General features: G+C 64.4%; 9 protein-coding genes. 7 read left to right on the forward strand and 2 right to left on the reverse strand.

Features of this window, described 5'->3' with window-relative positions; all coding sequences use genetic code 11:
* Positions 1 to 78: 78 nt before the first annotated feature.
* Complete coding sequence (locus SB754_RS15610; protein ID WP_410783223.1) at positions 79 to 1,734, reverse strand: FAD-dependent oxidoreductase; 1,656 nt, start codon at positions 1,732 to 1,734, stop codon at positions 79 to 81.
* Between the two features lie 110 nt (positions 1,735 to 1,844).
* On the opposite strand from SB754_RS15610, the gene SB754_RS15615 reads away from it, so the two are divergent.
* From SB754_RS15615 to SB754_RS15625, 3 genes are all read left to right on the forward strand, one after another.
* Complete coding sequence (locus SB754_RS15615; RefSeq protein WP_410783224.1) at positions 1,845 to 2,027, forward strand: hypothetical protein; 183 nt, start codon at positions 1,845 to 1,847, stop codon at positions 2,025 to 2,027.
* 2 nt (positions 2,028 to 2,029) lie between these two features.
* Positions 2,030 to 2,386 carry a thioredoxin gene (gene trxA / locus SB754_RS15620; protein ID WP_410783225.1) on the forward strand — a complete coding sequence of 119 codons (357 nt, stop codon included), beginning with the start codon at positions 2,030 to 2,032 and terminating at the stop codon, positions 2,384 to 2,386.
* 68 nt (positions 2,387 to 2,454) lie between these two features.
* Positions 2,455 to 2,721: a metal-sensitive transcriptional regulator gene (locus SB754_RS15625; RefSeq protein WP_410783226.1), complete on the forward strand. Its 267-nt coding sequence runs from the start codon at positions 2,455 to 2,457 to the stop codon at positions 2,719 to 2,721.
* Positions 2,722 to 3,150: 429 nt separating this feature from the next.
* On the opposite strand, the gene SB754_RS15630 is transcribed toward SB754_RS15625, so the two are convergent.
* Positions 3,151 to 3,414, reverse strand: a complete 264-nt coding sequence (locus SB754_RS15630; protein ID WP_410783227.1) for a hypothetical protein — start codon at positions 3,412 to 3,414, stop codon at positions 3,151 to 3,153.
* Positions 3,415 to 3,701: 287 nt separating this feature from the next.
* Here SB754_RS15630 and SB754_RS15635 point away from each other — a divergent pair, with 287 nt between their 5' ends.
* From SB754_RS15635 to SB754_RS15650, 4 genes are all read left to right on the forward strand, one after another.
* Positions 3,702 to 5,036, forward strand: coding sequence for a diguanylate cyclase (locus SB754_RS15635; protein WP_410783228.1), 1,335 nt, complete (start codon positions 3,702 to 3,704; stop codon positions 5,034 to 5,036).
* 101 nt (positions 5,037 to 5,137) lie between these two features.
* Positions 5,138 to 5,377: a hypothetical protein gene (locus tag SB754_RS15640; protein WP_410783229.1), complete on the forward strand. Its 240-nt coding sequence runs from the start codon at positions 5,138 to 5,140 to the stop codon at positions 5,375 to 5,377.
* Positions 5,378 to 5,513: 136 nt separating this feature from the next.
* Positions 5,514 to 5,642 carry a GNAT family N-acetyltransferase gene (locus tag SB754_RS15645; protein ID WP_410783230.1) on the forward strand — a complete coding sequence of 43 codons (129 nt, stop codon included), beginning with the start codon at positions 5,514 to 5,516 and terminating at the stop codon, positions 5,640 to 5,642.
* A 406-nt stretch (positions 5,643 to 6,048) separates the two neighbouring features.
* Entirely contained in the window at positions 6,049 to 6,909 is an 861-nt protein-coding gene (locus tag SB754_RS15650) for an ArdC-like ssDNA-binding domain-containing protein (protein WP_410783231.1), read from the forward strand.
* Positions 6,910 to 7,265: the final 356 nt, after the last annotated feature.

Consider the following 7,265-nt stretch of genomic DNA (forward strand, 5'->3'; position numbering starts at 1 on the left):
GACCGTGACGGATCTGGCCGAATCGGGCTAGATCAAACCGGTTGTGGCGTCACAAGCAGCCCTTGTGACGCCACCTCATCAAGCCGATCTGACCGGAACGGGCGCTGCCAGCGACGTGCCCGCCACCCAGGTGCGGTAGCCCCCGTCGAGGTTGACGACGTCGAAACCGTGCTGCTCGAGGATGCGCGCGGCGGTGTGACCGCGCTGGCCCACCTGGCAATGCACCACGATCGGGCCGGCCGGCAGCTCGGCGAGCCGGTCGCGCAGCTCGTCGACAGGGATGTTCACAGCGCCGGGGATCGAGCCGGCCGCATGCTCACCGGCCGTGCGCACATCGACCAGGGTGGCGCCGGCGTCCTGAGCGGCGCCGAGCTCGTGCCACTGCAGCGAACGGCTGGCACCACTGCGGAGGTTGTCGGCGACGTAACCGAGCTGGTTGATCGGGTCCTTCGCCGACCCGAACTGAGGTGCATACGCCAACTCGAGACGCATCAGACCGGAGGCGCTGATCCCGCCCGCCATGGCGACCGCGATCACGTCGATACGCTTATCGACACCCTCGCCGCCGACGATCTGCGCACCCAGAATCGCGTCCGTCGCCGGGTCCACAAGCAGCTTCATCGACATGGACTGGGCCCCCGGGTAGTAGGTGGCATGCGAGGCAGGATGCGTGTGGATGACTCGGTGCGCCCGCCCCGCAGCGGAGAGCTGCCGCTCCCCCCAACCGACCTTCGCCGCCACGACATCAAAAACCTTCACGATCGCGGTGCCGAGGGCGGGCGTGTTCTGCTCCTCGCGGCCGGCGATGACGTCGGCGACCGAGCGGCCGTGCCGATTGGCGAGCCCGGCCATGGTCACGAGCGCCTCTGCGCCGCTGAGCGCATCCACCTTCTCGACGCCATCGCCGACGGCGAAGATGTGCGCGACGCTAGTGCGGTTGCGGGCATCGACCGCGATCCCGCCGGTCGGCCCCAGCCGGAGCCCGGCCGAGCGCGCCAGGTCCACGCTCGGCACAACACCCGACGCGTCGATGATGAAGTCCGGCCGAACCGTCGCGCCGTCGCTGAGCAGCACCGCCCCCGCCTCGACCGTGTCGACAGTGACGGAGGTGCGCACGTCGACGCCGTAACTGCGCAGCTGCGCCTCAACGGGCGCAACCATCTCAACGTCCAGCGGGCTCAGGATGTGTGGGCCGCGCTGAATGAGCGTGACGTGGATTCCGCGGCGCACCAGGTTCTCCACCGCCTCCAGGCCGATGAAGCCACCGCCGACGACCAAGGCGGAAGGGTTGTCCGCTGCCGCGTCCACCAGCACGCCGATCGCGTCGACATCCTCCACCGTGCGCAGGGTGTGCGTCGGGATGCAGGGATGCCCCACGGCCTCCCTCGCGGTAGCACCGACCGCGAGGATCAGCTCGTCATAACTCTCGGTCATGGTCTCGCCCACGGCGAGGTCGAACACCGAGACAGTGCCCGCGACCGGGTCGATCGCAAGGACCTCGTGACCGGTGCGCACATCGAGCCGGAACCGGGCCGCCAACGACTGCGGGGTCTGCAGCAGGAGTGATGACCGATCGGTGATCACGCCGCCGACGTAATACGGCAGCCCGCAGTTCGCATACGAAACGTACGGGCCGCGCTCGAACACCACAATCTCCGCCGACTCGTCGAGCCGGCGCAATCGCGTCGCGGCAGACATTCCTCCGGCGACTCCGCCAATGATCACGGCCTTCATCCTGTGCACCTCCCGAGAGCAGTTTGGTTATACCCTCCCCGGTATCGTACTATACGGAGGGGGGTATACAGAACCACCCCTACCGAACCCCAGAAAGAGAGTTGCAACCCATGTGCTACCCCGCCACCTGCAAAGTCTGCGGCAAGACCACCTGGAGCGGCTGCGGCCAGCACATCGCCGACGTTCGCCGGCGCGTCCCCGCAAACCAATGGTGCAACGGCAACCACACCGACGCCGAGAAGGCTGCCGCCTCCGGGGGCGGGTTCTTCAGCCGGCTCTTCGGACGAGGCTGACCGTGAGCACCATCACCCTCACCGCCGACACACTCAAGGACCAGATCGAGCAGAACGACATCGTCCTGATCGACTTCTGGGCGGCCTGGTGCGGCCCCTGCCGCATGTTCGCCCCCGTCTTCGAGAACGCATCCGAACAGCACCCGGACATCGTCTTCGGCAAAGTCGACACCGAGACCGAGCAGGAACTCGCCGCGGCCGCCGGGATCACCTCGATCCCCACCCTCATGGCTTTCCGCGACGAGGTCCTCGTCTTCTCACAGCCAGGAGCACTCGCCGCCAGAGACCTTGAGGACCTGATCGGCCAGATCCGCGCCATCGATCCGGCAGAGCTCACCGCCGCCAAGGCCCGCGCCTGAGCCGAAGAGATACCCTGGCGGGTACCTCCGACGCCTCGCTCAGCGCCATCGAGAAAGAAGAACACACCGTGGACACCACCGCCGCCGACATCAAGCCCGTCCTCAACCGGCTCCGCCGCGCGCAGGGCCAACTCAACGCCGTCATCGCCGCCGTCGAGAACGGCGGCAAATGCCGCGACGTCGTCACCCAGCTCGCCGCAGTCTCCAGTGCGCTCGACAAGGCCGGCTTCCAGATCATCTCTACTGCCATGCAGAAGTGCATCAACGACCCGGACGACACCTCCGACCCAATGACGGTCGAAGAGCTCCAGAAGCTCTTCATGACGCTCGCGTGAGGGAGATAACCGAGGTCCGCGATCTCCGGTGTGGTCGTTCACCTCGATGAGACCGACCCCGCCAAGCACGCCGCCGTCCTCAGGAACGTCAGAAACGTCAGGAACCTCATCGACGCGCTCGAACCGGGAGCGGACATCGACCTCGTCATACATGGCCAGGAGTCAGAACCCATCGCCCGAGCCCGCACCACGAAACCGTCCGCACGCTCCAACACCGCAGACTCACCATCGACGCCTGCCGGAACACTCCCCGAAGCGAACACATCGACGCCGAGCACCTAGTCGCGGACACCGTCAATGTTCCCTCCGGCATCGCTCACCCCGTGATCCGTCAATGAGAAGGCTGGGCGTACCGACGCCATGATGGCGGCGGGCGTGCCCCCTCGGGTATCTCGTAAGGTAAGTCCGATGGAGAACACGACAGCGCGTCTATTCCGAGCCCTGCTGGGCCTTGTCATCTGCGTCGTAGGCGCGGGAATCGCTGTCATCGCGATCATCCTCACCGTCGAGTACGCCTGGGGATGGATCTTCCTCGTTGCGCCGGTCGCGCTTGTTCTCGCGGTGCTCTTCATCCGGTGGGGAACTCGCCTGATTTCGCATTAGGGCGACGCCGCTGAGTTTCACCAGCATGTAAACGATCGAGCCAGCGGCCAATGCGAGGAAGACCAGAGCGAGAGCATCGCTGACGATCACGCTGCCCAGCAGAGTGCCCAGTAGGGGCGGCCCGCCTCCGATCAGACCCAGCAGCTCGAGCTGAGCCCACGACGCAGGATGGGCGGAGCCGGCCAGCGGGGGCGATATGCACCGTCGTCACTTGTGCCGTTTCTTCGGGTGCCGCTGGACGGCCGACGTCAGGAGATCAATCACTTGCTGGTGCAACCGTGCTGAACGCCTGGAGAATCGATCCTTGCCCTGCGATAAGTTCGTTTAGAGCGCACCCTGCCCCCGGTTCGTAACCGCCCACTGGAGGGATTCGCACGGTGAAGCAGGTTCAGCCCGACGATCTTCCCTGCGGACTCGTGGTCGTTGATGAATCGGGGCGCATCATTGAAGTAAACAGCGTCTTTGCGCAGTGGGCCGGAACGAGTCCGGAGGAGATCACCGGTCGCGCGCTGGACGACTTCCTGCTTTCCCAGGACGGCCCCTTAGGCCAAACGCACCGAATCAGACACGATGACGCGGCGGAGCGTCCGGTTGTCACCTCCCAGATGGCGGCGGGCGATCGGCGGCTCGTAGCGCTGGTTGACGCCGCAGAGCGCACCCAATATGAAGCACATCTGATCCAGCAGAACGCGAGAATGGAGCGCATGCGTGGGCGGCTCGAGGTCATCCTTGAGGCATCCAGCGCGTTCGGCAACGCGAAATCGGAGACCGAACTGGCGGAGATCCTGTGCGCGACCGCCGCGAAAGCATTTCAGGCCGAGGATTCGGTTGTGTTCCTCACTAACGGCAGCGGCCAGCTGGAACAGATCGCCGGAACCCACCCGTTGGCAGGCGCGATTCCACCGGGGTCCTTGGTGGCAGCGGTCCAGGAACTGGATCGGGTTGTCACCATCAGTGGCACCGAAGAGGGCGACAAATTCGACCCTGTCATCGGTGCGGCCATGCGCTCCCGAGGTGTCCAAGCAATCCTCGCCGCGCCCTTCCGCTCCGGCGGCCTCCTCCGGGGCGTCCTGTCTTGCTTCTTCCGCCGCCCGCGTGAATTCGATGATGAAGTCGCCCCGGTGGCCGGCTCCCTTGTGGCTCAGGCCGGCCAGGTCATCAAGACGCTTGGCCTGCAACGTCGACTGGAGCATTTGGCCTTCCACGACGAGGTCACCGGCCTTCCGAACCGGCGGCTGCTGAACCTGCAGCTGCAAGATTCCGTGAGAACTGGACACGACATGGTCGCTGCCCTGTTTCTGGACCTTGACGGATTCAAAGCGGTGAACGACACCTACGGCCACCACATCGGTGACCTCCTACTGCGCGAAGTCGCCCACCGGCTGAACAGCACGGTGCGGCAACACGATTTCGTCGCCCGGTATGGGGGAGACGAATTCGTGATCCTCAGCGAAGTCCGCGATATCGAGGCGGCGCACACCCTCGCCGACCGAATCCGTCACGCGATCAACGCGCCCTATGGCGACCTCCCCGCCACCGTTTCCATCCAAGCCAGCATCGGCATGTCCCTCGCCCCGCTGCAGGGAAATAGCTGGAACCCGGACTACCTCATTCGGCTTGCAGATCACGCCATGTACGCCGCGAAAAACGCGGGCGGCAACCGCACCGTCGACGTGCTCCTCACCGGTGTCACAGACACACGCAGCCGTTGACCGACGCCAACCAAACACACCCGGCCATCCCCCGGGCGTGAACAATCACGAACTGAACGCAACGGGGCCCCAACAGGGATGAATCGCCCTATGGTGCAGCCATGGACACGACGCCAATGTTTCGGGCAGTGCTTCTGCACGCCAACGACACATCCAGGGATACCGTGGTGCTCCTTGAAAACCATGCTCCCGCCCCACCCACTCGACTGCGGCTACCGGGAGAGTTCGCCGGCGCCGCCGTGTTCGATGTTTACGAGCTCGCGGATGATGACGAGTGGCCGGAACAAGCTGTGTACTGGCACGTCGAAATCATCCCGCGGACCACGGCAGACCTGACCTGAAACCTCACAGCGCCCGACCTTCCGCCTGACCCAAGCCGCCCACGGTCCAAGTCAACTGTCCCTAGGCCCGGGGAAACAGGCGACTTCGACGACGACTGACTTGCAGTACCGGGAAGTCGTCGGGCACCCCGTCTGCATGCGTGAACGCGCCCGCGGTCACGGACTCGGGCGGCAACTGCCCGACAAGATGATCCTCGCCTGCGACAACGCGGGCGTCTGGACGATCCAGTCGAGCATCTTCCGCGAGAACGCTGCGAGCCTATAACGGCACGAGCTGGCCGGCATCCAGGTGGTTGCCCATCGCGAACGCATCGCTCTGATGGCCTACGGCCCGTGGGCCGGGCAGTGGCGGGACACCGTCCTCATGCGGCGGCGGCAACGGTAGTCCGTTTCCACATCGCGCCCGCCAGCGCAATGGCGGCCCAGCTCAGAAACCAAAGGCCATCCGGAGCCGACTAGATCGGCCAGCCCTTTTGGTCTTCTCCCCGCTCCGGCCTGCGATCCTAACGGCCTTCGGCTGTTCCGTTCCCGACCCTCGCTATTTGCAGACTCCGTCGCTGCGCTCCTCCACTTAGCAACCGCTCCTATCGGTCGCTGCTCGGCCTCCGCCCGTTCTTGATCTTCGTGCCGGGACGGCGAGAAAGACGAGTGGACAAAGGAGTGAGGTAATCATGCGGAACAAGATCATCGCCCGAAACGCGGAGGATCGTCAGGCGCTGGCGGAGGCACTTTACGCGTCAATCGTGGATCAGGTCCAGCAGCTCGCCGACAGCGGCCAGTGGCGGGCGTTCCTCGAGTTCGCTCGCTCCTTCCACAACTACAGCCTGAACAACCTCCTGCTGATCCTCGCGCAAAACCCGGACGCGACCATGGTCGCCGGGTTCCGACAGTGGCAGGCGAAGGGTCGACAGGTGCGCAAGGGCGAGAAGTCGATCAAGATCTTCGGGTATCGCGAGAAGAAGACCGAGACCGCAGCCGGCGCCGACGAGCCGACCGAGCACGAAGCGCGCGTAACCCGATACTTCCCGACGCTGTCCGTGTTCGACATCGCACAGACCGACCCGATCGACGGGACGAACCTGCTCCCGCACGATCCCACCCAGCGACTCATCGGCGACCAGGACCACGGCGTCATCGCTCCGCTTACCGATCACCTCGAATCCCGGGGGTGGAGGATCAGGCGCGCACCGCTCGCCCACGCCAGCGGCTACACCGACCCCACGACGCTGAGTGTGATCCTGGCCGAAAACATCAGCGTCGAACAATCCGCAAAGACCCTGATACACGAGACCGCGCACATCGAGCTGCACCACATCGACAGTGTCGAACAGTATCGGCAGCATCGCGGACGCATGGAAGTCGAAGCCGAATCGGTCGCCTACGTCGTCGCTGGCCTGCGCGGATTCGACACCAGCGCCTACAGCATCGGCTACATCACCGGATGGAGCGACGAAGACATCACCGTGATTCGCGACTCAGCTGCCCGCGTCCTCGCAGCGGCACACAACATCGTAGAGATGTTCGACAAGTAATTCCCGAACGGAACGAAACAACCCCGACCCATGTCCCCGGGTCGGGGTTCTTTCGTGCTCGGAAGCGGCTACACGCGAGAGCCGGCGGACCGTCGCAAGCGCTGGGCGGAAAGATGCGCGCGACGAGAAAGGGACAAAACGACAGGAACCAGGAGCAACAAGCGAAGACAAAAAAGAGGAACACCAAAGAGCACAAACACAAGCAACGAAGGGCGAGATGACTAGGACGGATTGAAGAGCAAGGAGCGAATGCACGTAGGCACTCTTCGAGATGTGCGCTGTTATGTCTCAGGACATAGGTGACGATTCTGCCTCAGGACATCGGTAACACTTCAGCGGTCTTTGGTGGTGACACT

It is taken from the genome of Leifsonia sp. SIMBA_070 (assembly GCF_046534635.1).
GTDB lineage: Bacteria > Actinomycetota > Actinomycetes > Actinomycetales > Microbacteriaceae > Leifsonia.

Bases quoted from the DNA above. Each gene is read 5' to 3' on its own strand.
- SB754_RS15645 (WP_410783230.1), top strand. From the start codon at position 5,514: ATGCGTGAACGCGCCCGCGGTCACGGACTCGGGCGGCAACTGCCCGAC.
- SB754_RS15615 (WP_410783224.1), top strand. From the start codon at position 1,845: ATGTGCTACCCCGCCACCTGCAAAGTCTGCGGCAAGACCACCTGGAGC.
- SB754_RS15610 (WP_410783223.1), bottom strand. From the start codon at position 1,734: ATGAAGGCCGTGATCATTGGCGGAGTCGCCGGAGGAATGTCTGCCGCG.
- SB754_RS15650 (WP_410783231.1), top strand. From the start codon at position 6,049: ATGCGGAACAAGATCATCGCCCGAAACGCGGAGGATCGTCAGGCGCTG.
- SB754_RS15640 (WP_410783229.1), top strand. From the start codon at position 5,138: ATGGACACGACGCCAATGTTTCGGGCAGTGCTTCTGCACGCCAACGAC.